Here is a 23915-nt window from a genome sequence, read left to right on the forward strand (position 1 = left end):
GGATAAGGATGCTGATCCGTCGAACCTCTCTGGCGGCGGCCGTTGCCGTTGCCACCGTCGGCCTGTTGGCCGCTGGCCCGGCGCTGGCCGATTACGCAAAGCCGCCGGAACACCTGCTCAAGGTGCTGAAAGCACCGCCGCCGCCGGCGCCGAACGTGGCCCCGGGCGGACAGCGCCTGCTGCTGACCACCGCGCAGACCTATCCGTCGATCAGCCGCGTCGCGCAGCCGTACCTGAAGCTGGCCGGCGTGCGCCTGGAGCCGAAGAACCGCAGCCGCCATGACACCCCGGGTGGCTATGGCATTCCGGCCTGCGTGGCCGACTTCACCCTGGTCGATATCGCCAGCGCCAAGGAGACCAAGGTCAACCTGCCGCAGGGCTGCGCCACTGGCGCGCTGTGGTCGGCCGATGGCAGCCATTTCGCCTTCCAGAATGCGGTCGATACCAGCGTGCAGCTGTGGGTGGGCGACGCCGCCACCGGGCAGGTGAAGCAGATCCCGAACGTGCAGCTGAACCCGATCTTCGGCAACACCGTGCAGTGGCTGGGCGGCAGCCAGAAGCTGCTGGTGAAGCTGGTGCCGGCCAACCAGGGCCCGGCGCCGTTCGACGGTGGCGTGCCGACCGGCCCGGATGCGCAGGAATCGCTGGGCAGCAGCGGCGAGAGCAGCACCTATGAAGCGCGCGATACGCTGACCAGCGTGCATGACGAAAAGCTGTTCGCCTACTACGGCGCCTCGCAGCTGGCCGTGGTCGACACCGCCGCCGGCAGCGTGCGCCCGGTCGGGCAGCCGGCGCTGTTCAACGAGGTCAGCGCCGCGCCCGATGGCGTGCATGTGCTGACCGAGTCGATCAAGGCTCCGTATTCGCACGCGGTGACCTACCAGCGCTTCGCCAACGACGTGGCGGTGCTGGACATCACCAGCGGCAAGGCCACCCCGATCGCCAGCCTGCCGCTGGCCGACCGTGTGCCGGTTCACGGCGTGCCGGAAGGCCCGCGCGGTTTTGACTGGCGTGCTACCGACCCGGCCACCCTGGTCTATGCCGAAGCGCTGGACAAGGGCGACTGGAAGGTCAACGTGCCGCACCGTGATCGCGTGCTGATGCTGAAGGCCCCGTTCAACGGCAGGCCGACCGAAATCACCCGCACCGCGCAGCGTTTCGAAGGCTTCGCGTGGACCGCCGATGCGGCTGTGGCCTTCCAGTACGAGAACGACGAGAACCGCCACTGGATGCAGACCCGCATCGTCGATGTGGACCAGCCAAAGAAGGAAGGCCGCCTGCTGTGGGACATGTCCAGCGATGAGCTGTATGGCAACCCCGGCAACCTGGTCTTCACCCGCCTGCCGAATGGCGCGCAGGTCGTGCGTCGTGAAGGCAACCATGTATTCCTCAGCGGCCGTGGCGCTTCACCGCAGGGCGACCGCCCGTTCCTCGACCGCCTGGACCTGGGCACGCTGAAGAGCGAGCGCCTGTTCCGCAGCAGTGCCGATGCCTACGAGCAGTTCCTCGGTTTCAGCGCCACGCCGGGCCGCTACCTGACCTGGCACCAGTCGGTGATCGATCCGCCGAATGCCTTCATCCGCCAGCAGGGCGAGGCGGTGGCCGATGCGAAGGCCGGCGAGGCGCAGTTCGCCTCCAGCGCCACTGCGCTGACCAGACTGGTCGACCCGACCCCGGAAGTTCGCCAGATCAAGAAGCAGCTGGTGACCTACAAGCGTGCCGATGGCGTGGACCTGTCGTTCACCCTGTACACGCCGCCAGGCTACAAGGAAGGCCAGCGCGTGCCGGCGATCCTGTACGCCTACCCGGCCGACTTCGCCAACGCCGCACAGGCCGGGCAGGTGTCCGGTTCGCAGCAGACCTTCACCCGCCTGCAGCCGTACCGCCTGATGCTGCTGGCCGGCTACGCGATCATCGACAACGCCTCGTTCCCGATCGTCGGCGACCCGAAGAACGCCTACGACACCTACCTGGAGCAGCTGGAAGCCGACGCCAAGGCCGCCGTGGACAAGGCCGTTGACATGGGCGTGGTCGACCGCAACCGCATTGGCGTGACCGGCCACAGCCACGGCGGCCTGATGACCGCCAACCTGATCGCCCACACCAACCTGTTCAAGGCCGGCGTGGCCACCAGTGGCTCGTACAACAAGACCTTCACCCCGTTTGGTTTCCAGAACGAGCGCCGCTCGGTGTGGCAGGCGCAGGACGTGTACCTGAAGGCGTCGCCGTTCTTCTATGCCGACAAGATCAAGCTGCCGCTGCTGCTGGTCCACGGCGAGGATGACGCCAACCCGGGTACTGAGCCGTTCCAGTCGCGCAAGCTGTACCAGGCGATCCGTGGCAACGGTGGCACCACCCGCCTGGTGATGCTGCCCAACGAGCCGCACTGGTACACCGCGCTGGAATCGAACGAACAGTTGGTGTCGGAAATGCTGAACTGGTTCGACACCTATGTGAAGAACGCCAAGTAGCGTCGAGCCTGCTCGACGGCGTTGCAGAAGGCCGCCTCCGGGCGGCCTTCTGCATCCGGTGGAACCGGTCCTACGCTGGGCTGCTGTTTGAAAGGGATGGGGAGGCCTCATGAAGACTGGATTGCTGGCACTGGCTGCGCTGTTGGTCTCTCCGGTTGCCATGGCGGTCCCGCCACGGATGAGCGTGCACGTGACGTACGACTGGTCTAGCTGGGGTTCGGTATCGGAGCGCTGGCTCATCCAGCGCGATGCCTATGGCATGACCACCCGTGTGCAGGTGGTGGATGCGCCTGACGTGAAGGCGCGCCTGCCTGAGCTGCTGCCGGTCGACGCCATGGCGGCCTTCGAGGCCGCGCTGCAGGCAGCACCACTGACACGGGAAGCCACAGTGAATCTGATCAGTTCGCGGCTCGACCGGGCCGCGATACTGGCGCTGGACCCGGGGCTGCGCAGCCTGCAGCCGGGCGCATGCTCGTTCGTCCAGCAGCGTGCGTTCGCCCGCCAGGCGCTGGCCACCTTGAGCCTGCAGGCACGTGTCGCACGCCATTTTGAAGGTCTCTGGACCGACGATTACCCGATGATGACCGTGGTGGTGACCCGGCCGGGACGCCCGGATGTCGTACTGGTATCGACATCGCAGGCGACGATGATGCTGCCCTGGAAGCGCCTGCCGTCGGCGGAGTTCGATCAACAGGTGTTGGCCGGCGCGCAGGAAGAGTGGCGCCCGGCATTGAGCGAAGCGGTGAATGCGCTGTTGCCGGAAGGCGACGCGACGCGCAGTCGATTCCAGATGGGGTGGCTGCAGGACCGGTTGCGCAGTGACCTCGCACTGGAGTCGCTGGACTGTGGTGCCTGGCGCAGACGGCGCGCAGAGTGATCCATCAGGCGTGCACTGCAATCAACTGTGGAGGCTCGGTAACGGCGTGTTACCGGCACATTCCCGCGTCAGACAAATGAGCTAGGCTGACCCTGTGAGTTTGTCCCGGGTCGGTGCAATGAAAGCCATCCTTGTTGCTGCAACGTTGTCCTTGGTCCTGGTCTCGACTGCAGGTGCGCAGCCACTGCCCACCGAGCTGGTGCAGCTGGGGATCATCGCCGGTATGCCCTACGCCAAGGCCAAGCGCCTGCTGGATGCTGCGGGATGGCAGGTGAAGCCGCTGCAGGGCGCGCCGGAATCGCTGGAGGGCTTTCCGGAAGTTGGATGCCAGAAGGGCGGAAAGCAGTGTGCAACGACCTTTGAGAAGGGCGATCAGCAGGTCGCGGTGCGGCTGGGCACTACCCTGGCAGGGCAGCCGTTCGTGCAGGGCGCTGACTGAGCGTCTGCCGCGCTCAGGCCAGTGGCAGCCGGTCCAGCGCGTGCGACAGGCGATCATGCAGGTCGCGCACATGTTCGGCCTTGGCGTGGGTCCGCGTGGTATCACCAAAGCTGCGCAGATAGGCGCAGGCGGCGAAGCCAGCGCTCTTCTTCTCGTAGTCGGCAATCCAGGCCAGGCGGTCCGGGTTGTTGGCCTGCTCGGCTGACCACGCGGCCACCGGTGGACGGATGCGGTACTTCAGGCCGACGCGCCAGGGTTTGGGTGTCAGCCGTGCGCGGAAGCAATGCTGCAACCGGCACATGCGCGCGTACAGGGTGTCGGCGCCCAGTGCCTTGAAGAACGCCTGCAGCTGTTCGTCCTCGGGTGGGAACGTGGCGTGCATGGCCAGCACGCGCAGTCCGGCCGGTGTCCGGTAGGCGCGCAGGTGCCAATCCGGATGCTGCTCGCTGAAGGCCGCGACCCGCTGCAGGGCCACTCCCTCGGCGCCACCGGCCGCGGCCAGTCGGCGCCTGCGTTGCATCAGCAGCGCGGTATTCACCAGCACCACTGCCGCCACGCCCAGCACCAGTCCCACCAGCCAGTGCCAGAGCAGGGTGCCGATGATGGCGCCGGCAAACAGCAGCACCGCCGCGATGAGGGCGGGCATCACGCAACCTGCCGGGGGCGGCGCGTGGTCGATGTCGGCGAACAGCACGTCCGGGGTGTTCAGGCACAGCGCACCGTAGCTGTTGCGGGTGATGACGACGTCGCCATCGCGCTGCACGATCTGCTCGCGGATCGGCACGCCTTCCACACCGTAATTGCTGCGCACCTCGCGTCGCGGCAGCGCCTGCCCGGCGAGGATGGCATTGAGGGCTTCATTGGCGCGGCGGTCGGCGTGCACCTGCGCCTCGGCAGGGCCTTCGTCGGACCAGCCGAAGCGGCGCACCACCACCGGCCGGCCACGGAAACGGGCCTGCAGGCGAGCTTCGGCCCAGTACGCGGGAACGATCATCATCGTGGGATGCTCCATCTTCCATGGCAGGTGCCGAAGCGAGTCTGGCACAGCGGCGGGGCGCCCGCATCCGCCTGCTGCAGTGGGCCGGGCGGAGTGATAGATTGCGCGCTTCGCATGCACTCCACCAAGGACGGAGCGATGTACATGATCCTTCGCGGCCTGCTGGCCCTGGCCTGTGCCGGGGTGGTGGGCGTGGCCGCCGCCGCACCAGCGGGGCCGCAGATCCTCACCGAGGATGTCGGCCGTTTCTATGCGATTTACGACAGTACCGAGGGAAAGCCCAGCGTGGCCCAGTTGCGCAGCTACATGGCCGAGGGCTCAACCGGCCTGGCCGAGCTGGCCAAGGCGCGCCGGGTCACCGCCGAACGCATCGCCGAAGCCATCGCCAACCAGCCGGCGCTGTACGCGCAGGGACGGAACTGCCTGGCCGAGCTGCCGGCGGTGAAGCAGCGCCTGGTGCAGGTGTTCGCCAACCTGCAGGCGATCTACCCGCAGACCACATTCCCTCCGGTGACCATCGCGGTGGGCCGCGGCCGGCCGGTCGGCCTGACCTCGAAAAGTGGCGTGATCATTGGTCTTGAAGCGTTGTGCGCGGCCGACTTCATGAATCCCGTTGTGCAGGATCGCTTCGTGCACGTGATCGCACACGAATACGTGCACATCCAGCAGACCGGTCTGACCGACTTTGAACCGGGTGATCCACGCGCGACGGTACTGCGCATCTCGCTGGGTGAGGGCATTGCCGAGTTCATCGCCGAACTGATTTCCGGCAACGTCGGCAACGGGCGCCATGCGGCGTGGACGCGTGGCCGGGAGGTGCATATCGAAAGCGCGTTCGCGCTGGACCTGGACAGTACCGATCTTTCGCCGTGGCTGTACAACTACACGCCGGGCTCGCAGGAGCCCTATGACCTGGGCTATTGGGTGGGCTACCGCATCGCCAAGGCCTATTACCTGCAGGCCAAGGACAAGCGTGACGCCGTGCGTACGCTGATCCAGCAGGACAACCCGAAGGCGATCCTGTCGGCCAGCGGCTGGACGCCGGGCATGTGGATGCCGGCCAAGGTGACCGGTGTGGCGGCGCGGTCGGCTTCGCGATGACGCTACGGTACGGCGCTAGACTGCGGGCCTGGCTTCCTGGAGAACCCGCATGCGTGGACCCGTGCTGCTTGCCGCTGCCATCGCCGTTTGCATGGCGCAGGGTGCGCCGCTGAAGGCGGCCGAACCTGCGGCGGTCAATCCGCTGCTGCTGAAGCCTGTCGAACAGCTGCGCCCCGACGAGGTTCGTTTCATGCAGCAGCGCTTGGCCGACTGGCCGCAGCTGCAGCACTATCGCGACGCCAACGCACGGTTGCCTGTCGCAGTACCCGGGCAGCCGCGCGTAGTGTTCTTCGGCGATTCCATCACCGAAGGCTGGGGCAGGGAAGGCGGCGCCTCGTTCTTTCCCGGCAAGGGCTGGCTCAACCGTGGTATCAGTGGCCAGACCACGGCGCAGATGCTGTTGCGCTTCTCGCAGGACGTACTGGCGCTGCAACCGAAGGTGGTGGTTATCCTGGCCGGAACCAACGATCTTGCCGGCAACACGGGGCCATCCACCCAGGCGATGATCGAAGACAACCTGCATGCGATGGCGGACCTGGCACGCGCGCACGGCATCGGCGTAGTGATGGCGTCGGTGCTGCCGGTCAGCGAGTATCCGTGGATGCCGGGCATCACGCCTGCGCCGAAGGTGCGCGCACTGAACGCTGCGCTGAAGGGTTATGCCGAGGCGAAGCAGCTGGTCTATCTGGACTACTACACGCCGATGGCCAATGCGGCCGGTGGCCTCGATCCACAGCTGGCCGAGGACGGTGTGCATCCCACCGCGAAGGGGTATGCGGTGATGGCGCCGTTGGCCGAGGTGGCGGTCAAGCGCGCGCTGGATCAGGCAGGCTCGCCAGCAACCACTCGCAGAAACTGATCACCAGCGGATCGGCTGCGCTGTCCTGGTGCACCAACCAGCTCCAGCGCGGGCCGCGCACGCGCGCCTCATCCAACGGCAGCAGCAGCCCTTGCTCGCAGGCGCGAGCCGCCAGCAATTCGCTGACCAGGGCAATGCCCAGGCCCTGGCATGCGGCATCCAGTAGCTGTCCAGGCTCGGAGAAATTCATGCCTTCGCGGCGCTGGCCGACATCCGCTCCGCCTTGTACCTGCCACTGGCTCCAATCCATTTCGCGCTCGCCATGCAGGGTCAGGCGTTCATGCACGGGCGTGGCCAGCAGGTCTGGATGACAGGCCGGGTAGAGACGGTCCTGCAGCAGCACGCGGTGCTGGCACTGCGCCTGGGATTCCAGGTCGTCGCGCACCGCCACGTCCAGCGTCTGCGTGGTCATGTCCGGTGCGTCCTCGCTGGTCAGCAGCCACACGTCAACGCCGGGATGCAGGCGATGGAACCCGGCCAGGCGCGGCACCAGCCAATGGCGAGCAAAGGCCGGGCTGGTGTTGACGATCAGTTGATTCGGCTTGCGGTACTGATCGAGCCGGCGGATGCCGCTGGCCAGCTGGCGCAGCAGCGACTGGGTGGTTTCCAGCAGATCCAGACCGGCGTCGGTGAGGGTGACGCTGCGGCCCTGGCGGAAGAACAGCGGCTGCTGCAGGGCGTCTTCCAAGCCGCGGATCTGCTGGCTGATGGCCGATTGGCTCAGGTGCAGTTCCTCGGCCGCGCGATGGAAGCTGCCGAGCCGGGCGGCGGCTTCGAAACCCCGCAGGGCGTTCAGCGGTGGCCAGTGCTTGAGCATTTCAGATAAGCAGAACTGTTCAGATGATGGCTGAATCTATCGTTTGTTCTTATGGGTCGGCAAGCGCAGCATAGCGTCCATCCCACACCGGCCCTGGAGCCTGTCATGAGCAACCGACGTCACTTCCTCACCCAGCTGGCGGGCGCCGCCGGTCTTGGCGGCCTGGCCGCCCTGGGTCTGGCCGGCCTGCCGGGTCGCGTGGCGGCGGCGCCGGGCGCAGGCATCTGGCGCATGCCGGACGAGCACGGCCCGCAGGAACGCGTGTTTCTGGCCTTCGCTGCGCAGCCGCGCGTGTGGGGCGCGCAGGCCGATGCGGTGAACACCGCCGTGGCGAGGCTGGCGCGCACCATCGCCCGCCATCAGCCGGTCAGCGTGCTGTGCCGCCCGGCGCAGTTGAAGCAGGCGCAGGATCGCTGCGGCCGCGACAACATCGAGTTCCTCGAGGTGCCGCTGGATGACATCTGGGTGCGCGACTACGGCGGCTGCTTCGTCACCAACGGCCGGGGCGGGCTGGGCCTGGTCGACTTCAACTTCAACGGCTGGGGTGGCAAGCAGAGCGCGCGCAACGATGGTGCGGTGGCACCCTGGCTGGCGCAGGTAACCGGCGCAACGCTGCTGGAAAGTGACCTGGTGGGCGAGGGCGGCGGCATCGAAGTCGATGGACATGGCACCGCCATCCTCACCGAGAGCTGCTGGGTGAACCGCAACCGCAATCCCGACTGGTCGCGCGCGGATATCGAAGCCGAGCTGAAGCACCACCTCGGCCTGCGCAAGATCATCTGGCTGCCCGGCATCGCCGGTGAAGACATCACCGATGCGCACGTGGATTTCTATGCACGCTTCGTCCGTCCGGGCGTGGTGATCGCCAACCTCGACAACGATCCGAACTCCTACGATTACGCGCTGACCCGTGAGCACCTGCAGATACTGTGCGGGGCCACTGATGCCGATGGCCGCCGCCTGCAGGTGCATACGCTGCCGCCGCCGCTGGACGGGCGCGACAACGCGCATACCCGCGACAACGATGACCTGGCGATGGGCTACATCAACTACCTGCCGATCAATGGCGCCGTGGTCGCACCGCAGTTCGGAGACGACGACGCCGATGGATTCTGCCGTGAACTACTGGAAGACATGTATCCCGGCCGCGTGATCGAACAGGTGGATATCGATGCCATCGCGGGTGGTGGTGGCGGTATCCATTGCGTGACCAAGAACATGCCGAAGGTGGGCTGACGCGCCTCAGGCATCGTCCTGCTTCAATGCGGCATCGGCCGCCAGCAGCGCCTCGGCGGCCGCACTGAGCGGCGGCGACGGCGGGGCGACCACGCCGATCGCTTCCATCATCTTCGGCATACCGAGGAACTGCCGCGCACGGCGGTCGTAGATGCCGGTGACCAGCAGCGCGCGCGTGGCGATCTTCTGTTCGGCGCCGATCAGCACGCGTTGCTCCATGATGCCGCGCGAACCGACCCAGCCGACCAGCCGCGTTTCCAGGGTGAAGCGCTGGAATGGCTTGAGTTCGCGGCGGAACTGGATGGTGCCGGCACCGACGATCGGTGCCCACTTCTCGCGTAGCGCCACCCGGCCCAGGCCCATGCGCAGGATCAGGTCCAGCCGGCCCAGGTCGAAGATGTTCCAGTAGCGGCCGTTGGTCATGTGCAGGTTGCTGTCCAGGTCATTGGGCAGTACCCGGAACTGCAGCCGCGAGACCCCGAACGGCGCCTCCAGCTTGGGCCGGAACAGGCTGCACAGCAGCAGATGGAGCAGGCGGAACCAGAGATTCATGGTTATGACGACTGTTATAGAATCGCCGGTACGCTAATCTATGACGACTGTCCTGGCAAGGAGCCTGCCGTGAGCCCGCGCCCCTCTGATGCGCCACAACGCGTGATTGATGCTGCGGCACAGATGCTGGCGCGTGTGGGCCTCAATGCCACCAGCATCCGTGAGGTGACCAAGCTGGCCGAGGCGCCGCTGGGTTCCACCTACCACCACTTTCCCGGCGGCAAGCAGGAGCTGCTGGCGCGCGCCACTCATATGGCCGGCGACAAGATCGAAGCGCTGCTGGTGGAGCTGCTGAAGGGCGGCGCAGTGCAGGGCCTGCAGCAGTTCCTGGCGATGTGGCGCGAGCGCCTGCTGCGCACCGATTTCCGCGCTGGCTGCCCGGTGCTGGCCGCTGCGGTTGAGGAGCCGGTGGAGGCCATGCCCAGCCAGCCGCGTGCCGCTGCTGCCGAAGTGTTCGCGCGCTGGCAGGGCCACCTGGCGGCGGCGTTCGTCGCCGAAGGTCACAACCCGGCCGCGGCGGCCGGCCTGGCCAGCCTGGTGATTGCCAGCGTGGAAGGTGCGGTGGCGATGTGCCGCGCGCTGCAGGACATCGGCCCGTTCGACCAGGTGGCCGCGCAGTTGCTGAAAGCCGCTGCGCCGCCTTGATCCGGCTGCACGGTCGCGGGAGACTCGGCGCAGGCCCTGACTGGACGCCGCCATGGACGAATCGCACTGCCGCTACCTGATCGAGCACTACCTGCTGGCCTACAACCGCTTCGACATCGATGCCATGCTGGCGGTGCTGGCGCACAACGTGCGCTTCGAAAACCATAGCGGTGGCCAGCTGACGATGGTCACCGAAGGCATCGATGCCTTCGGCGAACTGGCGCGGCAATCGGCCCAGATGTTCCACGAGCGCGAGCAGCGGTTGCTTGAGCTGACGTTCGAGGATGATGTGGCGCTGGCCAGCATCGGCTGGCGTGGCGTGTTCGCGCAGGACATGCCCGGTGGTCCCCGCGCAGGCACGGAACTGGCCCTGCAGGGACGCAGCGAGTTCGCTTTTGAGGACGGTCGCATCGTGCGGATCATCGACCGCAGCTGAGGAGCGGCTGCACAGGTCCACCGTCTGGACAGCGGACCTGCCCGCGGTAGAATCCGCCCACCACCGCTTACGCGTGCCCGGCAAGGATGTCCGCATGCAGTATCAGGTTTTCGAGCTTCCACGCTGCACGATCCGCGGCATCCGTTGGCGCCGATGAAACGCACCCGTTTCTTTTCACGCAGCCCGTTGAAGTTGCCGGTGAACCGCGGCAGTGAAGTCGTGCGCGCGCGGCAGCATCTGCAGCAACGCGGCTGGCCGCGCCTGCAGATGGCGCTGATCGTGGCCCTGACCGCTGCGGCCGGTTTCCTCGCCTCGCATCTGCTGCGTCTGGCCGGTATCGACGCAATGCTGCTTCGCTACCCGATGGCCGTGCTGTTGGCCTATGGCGTGTTCCTGCTGCTGATGTGGATCTGGATCCGCTGGCGCTGGGACAACGTGCTGGATGGCCTGTCGCCGGATGTGGGTAGTGGCAGCCCATCGCCTCGCGGAAGTGCCGTGGAATCACCGTGGAGCGGCGTCGGCGGCCGTTCCGGAGGTGGCGGCGCGTCAGCTTCGTGGAATGAGTCGGCGCGGGTCAGCGGCGGCGATGCCGGTGAGCTGCCGTTGACCGGCCTGGCCGAAGACGAAGCGGGCCTGCCGTTGCTCGCGATCCTCGGCATCGTCGCGCTGGTGGCGACCGTCCTGCTGGCCAGCGTGTGGGTGGTGTGGGCGGCGCCGGTGCTGATGGCCGAGCTGCTGGTGGACGCCGCCATCGCCGGTGGCCTGTACCGGCGCATGCAGGGCATGCAGGAGCAGGGATGGTGGCGGGTATGCGTGACGCACACGATCTGGCCGCTGCTCGGCCTGCTGCTGTTCTTCGCTGTGCTGGGTTGGCTTGCGCAGGCGCTGGCGCCAGGAGCGACCCACCTGCTGCAGGTCATTCAAGCGCTGTAGCGCCACGTTCCCGGCTGATATCCCAACCTGCTTCATTTCTTCGAGGAGCTTCATGCGACAGCGCATTGCACGGAAGCACATCCTGACGACAGCGGTCGTCCTGTTCGTGGCTGCTGGCGCAGCGCTGATGGCCAGCGTGCGCCCACAGTGGCGGCAGGATGTCAGCCCGCCTCCGATCAACCTGGGAACGGCACGGATGCAGGCCGAGGTGATGGCAGAGCTCATCGACCTGCGACCGACACCGCCAGGAACGCCGCCGGTACCGCCGATTCCAATGAAGGCAGTCTCCTCCGCGATGCTGACCGGCAACAGTGGGTTCGCGACCGCGGAGGTGCCACTGGCAGATGTCGCGCCAGCACACTTCGAGCCGCGCGACCGGGAGCCCGACATGCCATTCGCTGTGATGGAATGGACTGCGCCTGCCTGCGGTGAAGGAGACCCCGCCCCGGTCTGCCAGGTTCGTCACAACGTCGTCGAGTGGCGCGATGATGACAGTGCGGCGTCCTTTCAACTTCAGCAGCATCTGGAGGCGATGCTGCAGGTTGCGAACCGCCGGGCTGTACGCGTACCCGACCTCGCGTTTGAGCTTGCGCATGTGCGAGCGCAACGGATGACGTGGGACGAGCTTCAGCAACGGCGCGCACGCGGCGTCGAGGGATGCACGGGTGGCCCGGGCAAGCCGGATCTGGGCGTTGTCTATCTGCAGCGTCCTGTGTTCAGCCTGGACGGGAACTGGGCAATGGCATCGATCGCCTCGGATCTGTGCAGTGGAGGAACGGCGATGCGCGTCCTCTACCTTCTGCACCGCAGCAAGGGCGGATGGGAGCGTGTTCGAGTGGAGCCTGTCCGCTATATGAGCTTTGGCCACGGCCTGTGGCCCGCGTTACCGGAGTCGTGATGACAGATACCTCGTTCAAGCCAGACCGTGACTGCCAACAGCGGATCGCCTGGCGGCGCATTGCATCGTTGGCGGCGGCGCTGTCGGCTTTGGCTCTCATGGCCGGAATCTGCAGCCTGCGCCCGAGGTGGCAGCAGGAAACCGGTCCGCCGCCGGTCAACCTGGGAACCGCGCAGATGCAGGCTGAGGCGATGGCGCTGGTGATTCGGCAGGGTCCTCCATTCCGTCTTCCAGCCCCGCCAGTGCCGCAGCCGACGCCGGTTCTGCCATTGCCGTCGAGCGGCGTGCCCACCGCACCGCAGACGCCGTCCGCCCCCGTCGATCGATGGCGCCCGCAGGAGCAGCCGCAGTTGACCGACCCGGTGGGGCAGGACATCTACGTGATGGAGCAGACGTTGCCCTATTGCTGGCCGGGCAGCAGTGCCTCCACCTGCCAGGAGGTGGATGATCTGGTCCTGCCGCTGGACGACCGGTGGCCGCCGCAGATCCACGCGCTGCGGTTGCAGCTGCAGGCGGATCTGGTTCCTGCCAATCGCCGTCCCGCGCCAGTACCCGCAGCCGCATTGGCCGGTGCGCAGCGGATGGATGCCGAAGGTCTTCGAGCGCTGCGGGAGCGCGGGTGCGCATCAACGGCGCAGCAGCCGTCCCATCCGTATGATCAGTTCGTCCATCTGACCCGGCCCGTTTTCAGCGGCGATGGGCGGTGGGCCATGATCGCCGTCGCCTGGGATTCGTGCTCCGTCGATTTCGTCTACCGGGAGCTGGTCGTACTGCATCGGGAACAGGGACGCTGGATGAGCGAACCCCCGGAACGAGGTCTGGGCGGCGTATGGGATGGCCGCGTACTGCGGCCCTGGAAGTACGCCCATTGACGAGAGGGGCAGAGGGCGCCGGATCACACCCGGCGCCGCCTGCGGTCATCAGTCAAAGCGCAAGCGCACGCCTGCATAGACGCCACGACCTTCGCCCGGCGTCGAGCGGGCGACATCCTTGCCGGCATCGTCGTAGCCCGGTGTGACCGTGGCGGCGTAGCGGCGGTTGCCGATGTTGCGCATCTCCGCCCAGGCCTGCCAGCGGCCACCGGGTGCGTCGTAGCCGATGCGGCTGCCGAAGATCACATGGCTGTCGGCCCAGTAGCTGTTGGCGTAGTCGACGGCGATGCGCGAGGCGTATTCGGTATTGAGCGCAGCGTACAGGCCGGAGGCGTGATCGAAGCGCAGCTCGGCTTGATAGGCGTGGCGCGGCAGGCCGGGCAGGCGGTTGCCGCCGAAACGCGCGTCGTGGCGGTAGCGGAAATCGCTGAAGGTATACGCCTGGCGCAGCGACAGGCGGCCCGGTGCAGCCTGCCACAGCGTGCTGTCCAACCCGGCTTCGATGCCGCGGTGAACGGTGGGGCTGGCGTTGTTCTCGGCGATGAACAGGTTCGGCACCGGTTGCAGTTCAACGCTCAGCAGTTCGTGGTTTACGTGCGCGTAGTAGCCGGTCAGTTCCCAGCGACCCAGCGCTGTGTCACCGCGTGCGCCCAGTTCCAGCGTGGTGGCGGTCTGGTTCTGCATTGGCACCGGCGCGCGCTGGCGACCGCTGGACGGGCCATTGCCCGGCCCGAAGTACTGGTTCGAGCCCCAGATCATCGACCACGGGTGCGGCGCCTCCACCGAGCGGCTGAGGTTGCCGAACCACTGGGTCTGGGTGCTGTGCTGCCAGGTGAAGCCCAGTCGCGGCGCGTAGTCCCAGTCGTGGCCGCGCAGGCGGCCGCCGCTGCTCGGCCAGGTCACCTGCACATCGCGACGGGTGTTGATCAGTGCCAGCCCGGTCTGCAGGCGCAGGCGGTCGTTGAAGGTGAGGGTATTGCCGACGTGCAGCGTGCTGTCGGTGCCGTGGTGGCGGAAGTCACGCGTGCGCGTACCGGCGGCATAGCCGTTGCTGGCAAAGCGCAGCGACTCGCGCACATCGGCGTCCAGATCGTGGGTGACGCGCAGGCCGACCGTGGTCTCGCTGTCCAGGCCGAACAGCAGGTGGCGGCGGCGGTAGTCCAGCGTGGCATTGAGGTTGGCGTAGTCCAGCTGCTGCCGGTACAGGCTCTCGTTCAAGTCCATCGGGTACGTGTGATAGACCAGCCCGGCCTGCAACGAGGAGTCCTCATCGATCTGCAGCGTGGTGACGTTGCCCACCCAGGTGCTGCCCGGCTGCGGGCGACGCGCATCGATGGCCAGGTTGGCCGGGTTCGCGGCGCGTGGATCGTTGCGGATCTGATCGCGGGTCAGGCGGCCGGGCGTTTCATGATTCGTTTCGCGATAGCGCACGAAGAAACGCGTCTGCAGGTCGGGCGTGATCTGCCAGCCGATGTTGGCCATCGCACCCTTGCCGTCGCCGCGCGCGTGGCGCTGATAGCCATCGAATTCGGTATCGGTGTAGGCCAGGAAGTAGTCGACATCACCACTGACGCCGCCCCAGCTGATGCCGCGCTTCTGGTAGCCACGGCTGCCGGCTTCGTAGTGCAGCTGCACGCCCGCCGAATCACGACCGCTGCGGCTGACGTAGTCGATGGCACCGCCCAGCGCCAACGCGCCGCGCTCGAAGCCGTTGGCGCCGCGCAGGACTTCCACGCGCGACAACCACAGCGGTTCCAGCAGCTCGTAGGGCGTGCCACCCGGGCCGGTCAGTGGCAGACCGTCGATCGACACGGCGATACCCGAAGCATGCGCGCCCGGGCCACGGTTGATGCCCGAGCCACGGATCGAGATCTTGGTGCCCTCGTTGCCCGGCGACTGCGCACTGATGCCCGGCTGGTAGGCCAGCACATCGGCGCTGCTGGACAGGCGGCTGTCGGCCTTGGCCACGTCGATGACGTTGCTCGCGCCGGGTACGCGCTTCAGCGCCTCGCGCGCCTGGGCGCTGGCATCGGCAGCAGCGGTGACCTGCACGGCATCCAGCGTGGTGGCCTGCGGCGCAGCAGCGGCGGTGGTGGAGAGGCCAAGGGAAACGGCCAGGAACAACAGCGACGGGGTGGGGCGGTACGACGAGAGCGACATGCGGAAATGCTGTAAACCACAAAAGTGGCACGCAAGTTAACAGGTTGGTGGCGTCACGTCACCCATCGGCGGCGTATGGCCGCCCGCGCTCCTTGTAGAGTCGAGCTTGCTCGACTGTCTTTCGCTTTCTGTAGAGTCGAGCCTTGCTCGACTGCCTCTGTGTCCCGGAGTCGAGCACGGCTCGACTCTACAGAGCAGGCTTCGCCAGCGCCTTGGCCTTCGCATACAGCCGATCAGCCGCTTCCTTCTCACCCAGCGTCGCATGGCACTCGGCCAGGCTGTCCCAGGCATTGGCCGAATCCGGATACAGCTCGGTGTTGAGCGCGAACACCTTCACTGCCTTGCGTGCACCGAGGCTTTCGCGGATCGCGTAACCATCGGCATTGATCGCGCGTTCCAATTCACTGGCAGCAACCTTGTTGCTGTCGCGCAGCCAGCGATGCACAGCTTCGGCCGCGCCAGCGCTGTCATCCAGCGCATACGCGATCAGCCGCTCGGACAACGCCGTATGTGGGAACTCCTCCGGCGCGGCCACCGCCATCGTGCTCTCCACCAGCGTGCTCGACCAGACATTGCGTGCGCTGCCGTTGGTCAGGTACACGAACACCCAGTAACCGCTGGCCAGCGTGCCCTTGTAGGCCAGCCGCGCACGCACGCGGGTGCCACCATCGTGGCCGACCTGGGTGTAGCCGTCGCTGCGGGTGGTATCCCAACCGGTGGAGAAGAAATTGCTGCCACCGCCGGCCAGTTTCTGCGGCTGCCAGAGTTTTTCCAGGGTCGCCGTGCGCAGCAGCTTGCCGGTCGCCAGCGCCTGCAGGAAACGGTTCATGTCGCCCACGGTGGTCTGCAGGTCGGCGTGTCCCCAACCGTAGTTCGGCCAGGGGTCTTCATTGGCCGGCTGCAGTTGGCCGTCCTTGCCGATGTAAGGCACTGCCGCGCGCGTGGCTGGCACGCTGGTGACGCCCCATGAGGTGCTGGTCATCTTCAGCGGTTGCAGGATGCGTTCGCGCGCGATGGCCGGGTAGGGCTTGCCGTAATGCGCTTCCAGCAAGGCGGTCAGCACCAGGTAGTTGGCCTGGGTGTACTGCACGCGGCTGCCGGTGGCGAACTGCATCGGTGCCGCGCCGGCCACCTTCAGTGCAGCGCCAAGGTTAGGCGCCACTCCGGTGTAACCCTTGCTCACCCAGCGGTTGTCCACCCGGTCGTAATACTCGCCGATACCCGAGCTGTGGTTGAGGAAATCGCGTACGTGAATCGCCTGCCATGCCGTCGGTAGGTCCGGAACATAACGGCTGGCCGGTGCGTCCAGATCCACCTTGCCCTGGTCGACCAGCTGCATCACCAGTGTGCTGGTCAGCAGCTTGGCCATGGATTGCGCGGCGAAGATGGTGTCGACAGTGGCAGGCACATGGGCAGCGGGATCGCGTTCGCCGCTGGCGCCCTGGTACAGCACCTGGCCATTGTGCGCGACCAGTACCGCCTGGCCGGCGATGCCGTAGCGCTCGCGGTTGGCCTGCAACTGGGTGTCGAGCTGATTGGAAAGATTGCCGGCAGTTTCAAGCGCCGAAACGGATGGGATCGCAGACAGCGTGCAGAGCAATGCAGCAGCAAAGGTGCGGTACATCGCGATGGTCCGTCAGCGGTGATGGCGCATCTTGGTCACGGCGGGAGTTGGGGTCAAGCCGGGCAGGTTCTTTGTTCCACGCAGGAACATAGGGGGAGCAGGAATGAAGCAAGGCGGAAGCCCCTGGTGGCAGGCCTGTCGCGATTGCCCCTTCTAGTACGCTGGGCCTTCAGATACAACGTCGGGCCGAAGCGCGGCGATTCTGGGCCAGGCCCCAGCCGGATTTACCTGTCCATTGAAGGTCTGTTGACCGCGTCACCGCCTCGTACCACTGTGACCGCCGGATCGAGTGAATCTGTGGTTGCCTGCAACTGGAAGCAAATAATGGCCAAGCCCCGAGAATTCAAAAAACTGGTGGCATACCTGCAGAAGATTCCTGCGATGTCCGAGCCCATCCACTGGCAGCGCTGCGACGATGGAACTTGGTCTGTTGGCTTTTCACTTGCCTTGGAGCACCCGCTGGCGTGGAGCACGGTGCAGGAGTTGGCGTATGTGCTCAACACGCTTTCTGTGTCGGAGCTTCTCCCCACTCGTTTCCTGCCCACGGCGCCACCGCCCTATCTCAATGGTCCTGCATGCTGGTATCTGAGCTGGCGCATCGAATCGACGCTACCCGGCATCAAGCCTGATGAGGTGCTTGAGTGGCTTGAAGGGCGGTTGCCACAGCCGGTAGACGACGAATCGAAGTGGATACCATCCATAGTTGAAGACTGCGAATCGCCTGATGATGAAGCGTGAGCAGGGTAGGGTGGACCGTGCCGACCACGGACTGCCGTGGTCCATGACGCATCAGGTGTTCGGTCGTGTCACTCCACGTTGACGAGATTGCCCCGTACGGAGAGGACAATGGACAACGATCAGGACTTTGCACTTTTCATCGAGACGTTCGGCGAAGCCGGTGAGCACGCGTCGGTTCCAGAGACCAGTTTCACCAAGTGGACGGGCATCTTGCCTGAATCGCTCTTGAGCTATTGGCGTCGGGATGGATGGGCGAACTATGGCAATGGACGGCTGTGGACGGTGAATCCCGAGGACTACGAAGGCCTGATGCACACGTGGTTGGCTGGTACTCCATTTCCCCTGATCGATACCTACCATGTGTTTGCCAGAAGCGGGTTTGGACGGCTCTACCTGTGCGGCGAAGCATCAGGCGCTGGCGTGAGCATCGATCCGATCCGCAGTGAAGTATTTGCTCTTCAGAACTGTTTGAGACCCAAGTCTCTCGCACGGCAGGAGGGGGGCATCAAGGCGTTTTTCGCTTGCGCGGAGCTCGAAGACTTTGATCTGATGGATGGGGCCGAACAGCTGCCTTTTGATCGGGTTGTGAGTACTTGCGGGCACTTGATGGCGGATGAGATGTATGGCTTTGAGCCAGCACTGGTTTGCGGTGGCGAAGTCGCAATTGGCAACTTGCGCAGGCTCAAGCTTCAGCCGCACCTGCATATGCTGAGGGAGTTCGCCGCGCCTGCATTTCCACGCTATGCGAAAAATGTGAAGCCACTGGCCCGGAAGTGATCCGACCAAGTCGAAACTTGTAGAGCCGAGCCCATGCTCGGCTGCCTTCGGGTCAGGCTTCGCGTTCCCGGAAACATTGAGCCGAGCATGGCTCGGCTCTACAGGTGCCTTCCGGTAGTGCCGGCCGCTGGCCGGCACCCTGCGATCAGCCCAGGATGCCCGGCAGATCCAGCCCCTTTTCCTTCGCGCAATCAATCGCGATCTCATAGCCCGCATCCGCATGGCGCATCACGCCGGTGGCCGGGTCGTTCCACAGCACGCGGCCAATCCGCTTCGCGGCCGCTTCGGTGCCGTCGCAGACGATCACCATGCCGGCGTGCTGCGAGAAGCCCATGCCGACGCCGCCACCGTGGTGCAGCGACACCCAGGTCGCGCCACTGGCGGTATTGAGCAGGGCGTTCAACAGCGGCCAGTCGGAGACTGCATCGGAACCATCGGCCATCGCCTCGGTTTCGCGGTTCGGCGAGGCCACGCTGCCACTGTCCAGATGGTCGCGACCGATCACCACCGGCGCCTTCAGTTCACCGTTGGCGACCATCTCGTTGAAGGCCAGGCCGAGGCGATCACGGTCGCCCAGGCCGACCCAGCAGATGCGCGCCGGCAGGCCCTGGAACTTGATCTTCTCGGCGGCCATGTCCAGCCAGCGGTGCAGGTGCGGGTTGTCCGGAATCAGTTCCTTCACCTTGGCATCGGTCTTGGCGATGTCTTCCGGGTCGCCACTCAGCGCCGCCCAGCGGAACGGTCCGATGCCGCGGCAGAACAGCGGACGGATATAGGCCGGCACGAAGCCGGGGAAGTCGAACGCATTGGCCACGCCTTCTTCCAGCGCCATCTGCCGCAGGTTGTTGCCGTAGTCCACGGTCGGCACACCCAGTGCGTGGAAGCCGAGCATGGCGCGGATGTGATTGGCCATCGACGCGCGTGCAGCCTTCTCCACGTCCTTCGGCGCAGACACGCGCTTGTCGTCCCACTGCTCGACGGTCCAGCCCTGCGGCAGGTAGCCATTCACCGGGTCGTGCGCGGAGGTCTGGTCGGTCAGCAGGTCCGGCTTCACACCACGCTTGAGCAGTTCGGCCAGCACGTCGGCCACGTTGCCGAGCAGGCCCACCGACTTCGGGGTGCCGGCCTTGCACGATTCGTCGATCAGGCGCAGTGCTTCGTCCAGGTTGTCAGTCCAGGTGTCCAGGTAGCCGGTGCGCAGGCGCATGTCGATGCTGCTCTTGCGGCACTCGACGGCCAGGCAGGAGGCGCCAGCCATCACCGCGGCCAGCGGCTGTGCGCCACCCATGCCACCAAGGCCGCCGGTGAACAGCCACTTGCCGGTCAGGTCGCCGCCGAAGTGCTGGCGGCCCATCTCCACGAAGGTCTCGTAGGTGCCCTGCACGATGCCCTGTGCGCCGATGTAGATCCAGCTGCCGGCGGTCATCTGGCCGTACATGGCCAGACCCTTCTTATCCAGCTCGTTGAAGTGGTCCCAGTTGGCCCAACGCGGCACCAGGTTGGAATTGGCGATCAGCACGCGCGGCGCATCGGCGTGGGTGCGGAACACGCCCACCGGCTTGCCCGACTGCACCAGCAATGTCTGGTCATCGTCCAGGCGCTTGAGCGTTTCGACGATGGCGTCGAAGCTCTCCCAGTCGCGCGCGGCGCGGCCGATGCCGCCGTACACCACCAGTTCCTGCGGCCGCTCGGCCACGTCCGGGTGCAGGTTGTTCATCAGCATGCGCAGCGGCGCTTCGGTCAGCCAGCTCTTGGCGTTCAGCGTGGTGCCGGTCGGCGCGGCGATGGTGCGGGACGGGTCGTTGCGGGTCATGCGGCGCTCCGGTTCGTAGCGAATTCAAGGCAGGCATTGAGCACCTGCGCCAGGGTGTGGCGCAGCGGTGCGGCGTGGTCGGGGTCGAGCGGGGTGGGCCAGCTGTGTTCGTCCACCTGGTCGGGCAGGGGTTCGTGCATGTAGCCACGGCAGGCCAGCTCCATCTGCAGGCTGTGCACGCCGCCGGCGATGTTGCTGTAGTGGCGGGTGATCCAGCCGCCCTTGAAGCGGCCGTTGCGGACCTGGCTCATGCCACTGATCTTCAACAGGTTCTCCACCACGTCGCTCAGGGCGTTGTCGCAGGACGTGTCCGGTGCGCCGGACGGGCCGGCGGTGCCCAGGTTGAACTGCGGCAGCTCACCGTCGAACAGATGCGGGATGTGTGAGCGGATCGAGTGCGCGTCGTACACCACCACGGTGCCGTGGCGTGCACGCAGGCGCGTGATCTGCGAAGCCAGTGCATCGTGGTAGGGCAGGAAGTACGTGTCGCGGCGACGGGCGATTTCTGCTTCGTCCGGTTCGCGCCCGGCGTGGTACAGCGGCTGGTTGTCGAAGGTCGTCAGCGGGCACAGGCCGGTGGTGTTCTGGCCCGGGTACAGCGACACGCCGCTGGGATCGCGGTTGAGGTCGATCACCGAACGCGAGATCGCTGAGCGCACCGTGGTCGCGCCCATGCCGCGCACGAAGTCATACAGCTCGTGCACCCACCAGTCGGCATCGCGGCGGGCCAGCCACGGCGAGTGGTAGTCGCCGATCAGGTCGTGCGGCAGCTCGCTGCCGGTATGTGGGAAGCTGACGATCAACGGGGCGTCGCCCTCGTGCACCGTCAACCATTCGGGATGGGCGTTCATACCTGCGGTTCCACGGTTGGCAGCAAGTCGGCCAGGCCCTGCGCCAGCGCGCCACTGCGCACCAGATTCGTGGCGGTCACCATGTCCGGATGGAAATAGCGGTCTTCTTCCAGCGTCGGCACCTGTGCACGCAGGGTGGCGCGCACGCTTTCCAGCGCCGTGCTGGAGCGCAGCGGCGCGTGGAAGTCGCAGCCCTGCGCAGCGGCCAGCAGTTCGATGCCGATCACGTTGGCGGAGTTCTCGGCCATCTGCATCAGGCGGCGCGCGCCATGCGCGGCCATCGACACATGGTCTTCCTGGTTGGCCGAGGTCGGAATCGAATCAACGCTGGCCGGGTAGGCGCGCTGCTTGTTTTCCGAGACCAGCGCGGCGGCGGTCACCTGCGGGATCATGAAGCCGGAATTCAGGCCCGGGCGCGGGGTCAGGAACGCCGGCAGGCCGGACAGGGCCGGGTCCACCAGCATCGCCAGGCGGCGCTCGCTGATCGAACCGATCTCGCACACCGCCATCGCCAGCATGTCGGCGGCAAAGGCGACTGGCTCGGCGTGGAAGTTGCCACCGGACAGCGCTTCGCCGGTGTCGGTGAACACCAGCGGATTGTCGGACACGCCGTTGGCTTCGATTTCCAGCGTGGTCGCGGCCTGGCGCAGGATGTCCAGCGCCGCGCCCATCACCTGCGGCTGGCAGCGCAGGCAGTACGGGTCCTGCACGCGCACGTCGTTGTCACGGTGCGATTCGCGGATGTCCGAACCCTGCATCAGCGTGCGCAGGGTGGCGGCGGTGGCGATCTGCCCGCGCTGGCCGCGGATGGCATGGATGCGCGGGTCGAACGGTGTGTCAGAACCCTTGGCTGCTTCCACCGACAGCGCGCCGGTCACCAGTGCGGCCTGGAACACGGTCTCGATCTCGAACAGGCCCGCCAGCGCATACGCGGTGGAGAACTGGGTGCCGTTGAGCAGCGCCAGGCCTTCCTTCGCGCCCAGTTCGATCGGCTGCAGGCCGGCACGTGCCAGTGCGTCGGCTGCCGGCAGGCGCTCGTCACCAATGAAGGCTTCGCCCACGCCCAGCATCACGCTGGCCAGGTGCGAGAGCGGTGCCAGATCACCCGAGGCGCCCACCGAGCCTTGTGCCGGCACCACCGGCAGCACGCCCTTGACCAGCATCGCTTCGAGCAGCAGCAGGGTTTCCTCGCGGATACCCGAAGCGCCCTGCGCGAGGCTGACCAGCTTCAGCGCCATCATCAGCCGCACCACGCTGGCCGGCATCGGCTCGCCCACGCCGGCAGCGTGCGAGAGCACGATATTGCGCTGCAGGGTGGCCAGGTCCTCGCGCTCGATGCGCACGCTGGCCAGCTTGCCGAAGCCGGTGTTGATGCCATACACCGGCGCGCCCTTGGCGACGATGGCGGCCACGGTTGCGGCACTGGCGCGCACCACCGGCAGCGCGCCGGGGTCCAGTGCCAGCGGTGCACCGCGATAGACCTGCCGCCACTGGGCGAGAGTGACATGGCCGGGGCGAAGAACCAGGGTGTTGCTCATGTGTTGCTCCAGGAGGCAGGCAGGTCGGGCTGTCCGCGCACCACGCGCGCGTGCAGCGGGTTGAATCCAATGCGATAGACCAGGTCCGCGGGCGCATCGATGTCCCAGATCGCCAGGTCGCAGTCCAGGCCCACGGCGAGGCGGCCGATGCGATCGCTGCGTCCGAGCGCGCGCGCCGCTTCACGGGTGAAGCCGGCGATGCACTCATCCACCGTCAGGCGGAACAGGGTGGCGCCCATGTTCATCGCCAGCAGCGGGCTGGTCAGCGGCGAAGTGCCCGGATTGCTGTCGGTGGCCAGCGCCAGCGGCACGCCGGCCGCACGCAGCGCCGCGATCGGCGGCAGGGTGGTATCGCGGGTGAAATAGAAGGCACCGGGCAACAGCACGGCGACGGTGCCGGCGGCGGCCATCGCGGCGATGCCGGCGTCATCCAGATGTTCGATATGGTCGGCCGACAATGCACCGAAGCTGGCGGCCAGTTCAGCACCATGCTGGTTGCTCAGCTGCTCGGCATGGATCTTCACCGCCAGCCCGTTGGCGCGCGCCGCTTCGAAGACCTGCCGCGCCTGCGCCGGCGAGAAGGCGATGTTCTCGCAGAACACGTCCACTGCTTCGGCCAAGCCTTCGGCGGCGATGGCCGGGATCATCACGTTGCACACCTCGTCGGTGTACTCCTGTGCTTCGCGGCCCGGCGGAATCGCGTGCGCGCCGAGGAAGGTGGTCACCACGTTGACCCGGCATTCCTCGCCCAGCGCACGTGCGACCTGCAGCTGCTTGCGTTCGTCTGGCAGGGTCAGGCCGTAGCCGGACTTGATCTCGAGGGTGGTCACGCCCTCGGCGCGCATCGCCAGCAGGCGCGGCCGGCTTTCGCTGGCCAGCTGTTCCGGCGTCGCAGCACGAGTGGCGCGCACGGTGGAGACGATGCCACCGCCGGCACGGGCGATGTCGGCATAGCTGACGCCCTGCAGGCGCTGCTCGAACTCGTTGGCGCGGTTGCCGGCATAGACCAGGTGGGTATGGCAGTCGATCAGGCCGGGCGAAATCCAGCGGCCTTCGCCATCGATGCGAGTGGTTGGCTGCAGGTGGGCATCGCTGCCGGCGGCACCCACATGGACGATGCGGCCGTCGGCGCAGGCCAGTACCCCATGGCGGATGACACCCAGCCCCTCGCCGTCGAGGGTGATCAGGTGAACGTTGGACCAGAGGGTATCGACGTGCATGGCATCCACAACGCGGCTGTGCTTATATGTCTATACAATATAGGCGTCCATTTCGGGTTGT

The 23915-nt window shown here is 66.4% G+C and carries 22 protein-coding genes; 13 read left to right on the top strand and 9 right to left on the bottom strand.

What is annotated here, in order from left to right:
- Positions 1-8 precede the first annotated feature (8 nt).
- The 3 genes from D7Y61_RS14645 (at position 9) to D7Y61_RS14655 (ending at position 3787) form a co-directional block, all read left to right on the top strand.
- Positions 9-2471 (top strand): S9 family peptidase, encoded by a 2463-nt coding sequence (locus D7Y61_RS14645; protein ID WP_180867109.1) that lies wholly within the window; start codon positions 9-11, stop codon positions 2469-2471.
- A 109-nt stretch (positions 2472-2580) separates the two neighbouring features.
- Positions 2581-3348, top strand: a complete 768-nt coding sequence (locus D7Y61_RS14650; RefSeq protein ID WP_180867112.1) for a hypothetical protein — start codon at positions 2581-2583, stop codon at positions 3346-3348.
- A 118-nt stretch (positions 3349-3466) separates the two neighbouring features.
- Entirely contained in the window at positions 3467-3787 is a 321-nt protein-coding gene (locus D7Y61_RS14655; protein ID WP_180867115.1) for a hypothetical protein, read from the top strand.
- 13 nt (positions 3788-3800) lie between these two features.
- On the opposite strand, the gene D7Y61_RS14660 is transcribed toward D7Y61_RS14655, so the two are convergent.
- Positions 3801-4784, bottom strand: a complete 984-nt coding sequence (locus D7Y61_RS14660; RefSeq protein ID WP_180867119.1) for a hypothetical protein — start codon at positions 4782-4784, stop codon at positions 3801-3803.
- A gap of 138 nt (positions 4785-4922) precedes the next feature.
- Between D7Y61_RS14660 and D7Y61_RS14665 the strand changes: the two genes are divergently transcribed.
- A complete protein-coding gene (locus tag D7Y61_RS14665; protein WP_180867122.1) occupies positions 4923-5885 on the top strand; it encodes a DUF2268 domain-containing putative Zn-dependent protease in 963 nt (320 codons plus the stop codon).
- 49 nt (positions 5886-5934) lie between these two features.
- Positions 5935-6744, top strand: a complete 810-nt coding sequence (locus tag D7Y61_RS14670) for an SGNH/GDSL hydrolase family protein (protein ID WP_180867124.1) — start codon at positions 5935-5937, stop codon at positions 6742-6744.
- Here the strand turns inward: D7Y61_RS14670 and D7Y61_RS14675 are convergent.
- Positions 6692-7561 (bottom strand): LysR substrate-binding domain-containing protein, encoded by an 870-nt coding sequence (locus tag D7Y61_RS14675; RefSeq protein ID WP_180867127.1) that lies wholly within the window; start codon positions 7559-7561, stop codon positions 6692-6694. The two genes, D7Y61_RS14670 and D7Y61_RS14675, sit on opposite strands and share 53 nt — an antisense overlap.
- A gap of 105 nt (positions 7562-7666) precedes the next feature.
- Here D7Y61_RS14675 and D7Y61_RS14680 point away from each other — a divergent pair, with 105 nt between their 5' ends.
- Complete coding sequence (locus D7Y61_RS14680) at positions 7667-8797, top strand: agmatine deiminase family protein (protein ID WP_180867130.1); 1131 nt, start codon at positions 7667-7669, stop codon at positions 8795-8797.
- A 6-nt stretch (positions 8798-8803) separates the two neighbouring features.
- On the opposite strand, the gene D7Y61_RS14685 is transcribed toward D7Y61_RS14680, so the two are convergent.
- The gene (locus D7Y61_RS14685) at positions 8804-9349 is read right to left on the bottom strand and encodes a thioesterase family protein (RefSeq protein WP_012511531.1); all 546 of its coding nucleotides are present in this window, start codon (positions 9347-9349) and stop codon (positions 8804-8806) included.
- A 69-nt stretch (positions 9350-9418) separates the two neighbouring features.
- On the opposite strand from D7Y61_RS14685, the gene D7Y61_RS14690 reads away from it, so the two are divergent.
- The 5 genes from D7Y61_RS14690 to D7Y61_RS14710 all read left to right on the top strand — a co-directional run bounded on the left by D7Y61_RS14690 (position 9419) and on the right by D7Y61_RS14710 (position 13133).
- Positions 9419-9994: a TetR/AcrR family transcriptional regulator gene (locus tag D7Y61_RS14690; protein WP_110712785.1), complete on the top strand. Its 576-nt coding sequence runs from the start codon at positions 9419-9421 to the stop codon at positions 9992-9994.
- Positions 9995-10046: 52 nt separating this feature from the next.
- A complete protein-coding gene (locus D7Y61_RS14695; protein ID WP_180867133.1) occupies positions 10047-10430 on the top strand; it encodes a nuclear transport factor 2 family protein in 384 nt (127 codons plus the stop codon).
- Positions 10431-10583: 153 nt separating this feature from the next.
- Positions 10584-11363 carry a hypothetical protein gene (locus D7Y61_RS14700; protein WP_180867135.1) on the top strand — a complete coding sequence of 260 codons (780 nt, stop codon included), beginning with the start codon at positions 10584-10586 and terminating at the stop codon, positions 11361-11363.
- A gap of 52 nt (positions 11364-11415) precedes the next feature.
- Positions 11416-12261 (top strand): energy transducer TonB, encoded by an 846-nt coding sequence (locus tag D7Y61_RS14705; protein ID WP_180867138.1) that lies wholly within the window; start codon positions 11416-11418, stop codon positions 12259-12261.
- Complete coding sequence (locus D7Y61_RS14710) at positions 12261-13133, top strand: hypothetical protein (protein WP_180867141.1); 873 nt, start codon at positions 12261-12263, stop codon at positions 13131-13133. Before D7Y61_RS14705 ends, D7Y61_RS14710 begins: the two co-directional genes overlap by 1 nt.
- A 48-nt stretch (positions 13134-13181) precedes the next feature.
- Here the strand turns inward: D7Y61_RS14710 and D7Y61_RS14715 are convergent, their stop codons facing one another.
- Both D7Y61_RS14715 and D7Y61_RS14720 read right to left on the bottom strand, forming a co-directional pair.
- Entirely contained in the window at positions 13182-15293 is a 2112-nt protein-coding gene (locus D7Y61_RS14715; RefSeq protein ID WP_180867143.1) for a TonB-dependent receptor family protein, read from the bottom strand.
- 187 nt (positions 15294-15480) lie between these two features.
- Positions 15481-16917 (bottom strand): serine hydrolase domain-containing protein, encoded by a 1437-nt coding sequence (locus D7Y61_RS14720; protein ID WP_180867146.1) that lies wholly within the window; start codon positions 16915-16917, stop codon positions 15481-15483.
- A gap of 324 nt (positions 16918-17241) precedes the next feature.
- Between D7Y61_RS14720 and D7Y61_RS14725 the strand changes: the two genes are divergently transcribed.
- On the top strand, positions 17242-17655 hold the full coding sequence (locus tag D7Y61_RS14725; RefSeq protein WP_219627951.1) for a hypothetical protein: 414 nt from the start codon (positions 17242-17244) through the stop codon (positions 17653-17655).
- A gap of 108 nt (positions 17656-17763) precedes the next feature.
- A complete protein-coding gene (locus tag D7Y61_RS14730) occupies positions 17764-18432 on the top strand; it encodes a GAD-like domain-containing protein (RefSeq protein WP_180867148.1) in 669 nt (222 codons plus the stop codon).
- A gap of 145 nt (positions 18433-18577) precedes the next feature.
- On the opposite strand, the gene hutU is transcribed toward D7Y61_RS14730, so the two are convergent.
- The 4 genes from hutU to hutI are packed head-to-tail and all read right to left on the bottom strand — an operon-like array spanning position 18578 to position 23854.
- On the bottom strand, positions 18578-20245 hold the full coding sequence (hutU, locus tag D7Y61_RS14735) for a urocanate hydratase (RefSeq protein ID WP_107232990.1): 1668 nt from the start codon (positions 20243-20245) through the stop codon (positions 18578-18580).
- The gene (hutG, locus tag D7Y61_RS14740) at positions 20242-21096 is read right to left on the bottom strand and encodes an N-formylglutamate deformylase (RefSeq protein ID WP_180867151.1); all 855 of its coding nucleotides are present in this window, start codon (positions 21094-21096) and stop codon (positions 20242-20244) included. The genes hutU and hutG overlap by 4 nt, the downstream gene beginning before the upstream one ends.
- Positions 21093-22634, bottom strand: a complete 1542-nt coding sequence (hutH, locus tag D7Y61_RS14745) for a histidine ammonia-lyase (RefSeq protein WP_180867154.1) — start codon at positions 22632-22634, stop codon at positions 21093-21095. Before hutH ends, hutG begins: the two co-directional genes overlap by 4 nt.
- Positions 22631-23854, bottom strand: coding sequence for an imidazolonepropionase (gene hutI / locus D7Y61_RS14750; RefSeq protein WP_180867157.1), 1224 nt, complete (start codon positions 23852-23854; stop codon positions 22631-22633). Before hutI ends, hutH begins: the two co-directional genes overlap by 4 nt.
- Positions 23855-23915: the final 61 nt, after the last annotated feature.

The organism is Stenotrophomonas maltophilia (assembly GCF_013464485.1).
Lineage (GTDB): Bacteria > Pseudomonadota > Gammaproteobacteria > Xanthomonadales > Xanthomonadaceae > Stenotrophomonas > Stenotrophomonas maltophilia_AW.

What these genes read in the sequence shown, in the direction of transcription:
- D7Y61_RS14650 (WP_180867112.1), top strand. Translation starts at nt 2,581, where the DNA reads ATGAAGACTGGATTGCTGGCACTGGCTGCGCTGTTGGTCTCTCCGGTT.
- D7Y61_RS14675 (WP_180867127.1), bottom strand. Translation starts at nt 7,561, where the DNA reads ATGCTCAAGCACTGGCCACCGCTGAACGCCCTGCGGGGTTTCGAAGCC.
- hutH (WP_180867154.1), bottom strand. Translation starts at nt 22,634, where the DNA reads ATGAGCAACACCCTGGTTCTTCGCCCCGGCCATGTCACTCTCGCCCAG.
- D7Y61_RS14700 (WP_180867135.1), top strand. Translation starts at nt 10,584, where the DNA reads ATGAAACGCACCCGTTTCTTTTCACGCAGCCCGTTGAAGTTGCCGGTG.
- D7Y61_RS14730 (WP_180867148.1), top strand. Translation starts at nt 17,764, where the DNA reads ATGGACAACGATCAGGACTTTGCACTTTTCATCGAGACGTTCGGCGAA.
- hutI (WP_180867157.1), bottom strand. Translation starts at nt 23,854, where the DNA reads ATGCACGTCGATACCCTCTGGTCCAACGTTCACCTGATCACCCTCGAC.
- hutG (WP_180867151.1), bottom strand. Translation starts at nt 21,096, where the DNA reads ATGAACGCCCATCCCGAATGGTTGACGGTGCACGAGGGCGACGCCCCG.
- D7Y61_RS14715 (WP_180867143.1), bottom strand. Translation starts at nt 15,293, where the DNA reads ATGTCGCTCTCGTCGTACCGCCCCACCCCGTCGCTGTTGTTCCTGGCC.
- D7Y61_RS14665 (WP_180867122.1), top strand. Translation starts at nt 4,923, where the DNA reads ATGTACATGATCCTTCGCGGCCTGCTGGCCCTGGCCTGTGCCGGGGTG.
- D7Y61_RS14710 (WP_180867141.1), top strand. Translation starts at nt 12,261, where the DNA reads ATGACAGATACCTCGTTCAAGCCAGACCGTGACTGCCAACAGCGGATC.
- D7Y61_RS14660 (WP_180867119.1), bottom strand. Translation starts at nt 4,784, where the DNA reads ATGATGATCGTTCCCGCGTACTGGGCCGAAGCTCGCCTGCAGGCCCGT.
- D7Y61_RS14720 (WP_180867146.1), bottom strand. Translation starts at nt 16,917, where the DNA reads ATGTACCGCACCTTTGCTGCTGCATTGCTCTGCACGCTGTCTGCGATC.
- D7Y61_RS14680 (WP_180867130.1), top strand. Translation starts at nt 7,667, where the DNA reads ATGAGCAACCGACGTCACTTCCTCACCCAGCTGGCGGGCGCCGCCGGT.
- D7Y61_RS14655 (WP_180867115.1), top strand. Translation starts at nt 3,467, where the DNA reads ATGAAAGCCATCCTTGTTGCTGCAACGTTGTCCTTGGTCCTGGTCTCG.
- D7Y61_RS14725 (WP_219627951.1), top strand. Translation starts at nt 17,242, where the DNA reads ATGGCCAAGCCCCGAGAATTCAAAAAACTGGTGGCATACCTGCAGAAG.
- D7Y61_RS14645 (WP_180867109.1), top strand. Translation starts at nt 9, where the DNA reads ATGCTGATCCGTCGAACCTCTCTGGCGGCGGCCGTTGCCGTTGCCACC.
- D7Y61_RS14685 (WP_012511531.1), bottom strand. Translation starts at nt 9,349, where the DNA reads ATGAATCTCTGGTTCCGCCTGCTCCATCTGCTGCTGTGCAGCCTGTTC.
- hutU (WP_107232990.1), bottom strand. Translation starts at nt 20,245, where the DNA reads ATGACCCGCAACGACCCGTCCCGCACCATCGCCGCGCCGACCGGCACC.
- D7Y61_RS14705 (WP_180867138.1), top strand. Translation starts at nt 11,416, where the DNA reads ATGCGACAGCGCATTGCACGGAAGCACATCCTGACGACAGCGGTCGTC.
- D7Y61_RS14695 (WP_180867133.1), top strand. Translation starts at nt 10,047, where the DNA reads ATGGACGAATCGCACTGCCGCTACCTGATCGAGCACTACCTGCTGGCC.
- D7Y61_RS14670 (WP_180867124.1), top strand. Translation starts at nt 5,935, where the DNA reads ATGCGTGGACCCGTGCTGCTTGCCGCTGCCATCGCCGTTTGCATGGCG.